This window comes from Streptomyces sp. GbtcB6 (assembly GCF_019091475.1).
Classification (GTDB): Bacteria; Actinomycetota; Actinomycetes; order Streptomycetales; family Streptomycetaceae; genus Streptomyces; species Streptomyces hyaluromycini.
Window position 1 is genome coordinate 1 of the sequence record NZ_JAGXJL010000212.1, and the last position, 387, is coordinate 387.

A 387-nucleotide genomic window follows, 5' to 3' on the forward strand; every position below is an offset into this window, starting at 1 on the left:
GGTGGCCCACCCCCAGGAGCTGTTCCGGGAGTGCAGCGACTTCTGCGAACTGGCCGCCACGCCCGAGCAGTTCCCCCGCCTCCTCGACATCGCCCTGCGCACGGCCGTCGAGCGCAACGGGGTGTCCGTCCTCGTGGTCCCGGGCGACGTGCTGCTGCACCGGCTCGACCACCCGCGCAAGGCGGCCACCGTGCGGCCCACCACGCCGGTGGTGCGTCCCGCCGACGAGGAGATCGAGCGCGCCGCGGCCCTCCTGAACGACTCGGAACGGATCACGATCCTGGCCGGCGCGGGCTGTGCCGGCGCCCACGACCAACTGGTGCGCCTCGCCGGGGCGTTGCGCGCTCCGGTCGTCCACACCATGCGCGGCAAGGAGCACGTCGAGTA

Annotated in this window: 1 pseudogene; it reads left to right on the forward strand. The window is 73.6% G+C overall.

The window, feature by feature from the left end:
• Positions 1–387, forward strand: a pseudogene (locus KVT45_RS55205) (ubiquinone-dependent pyruvate dehydrogenase); the annotation flags it as partial.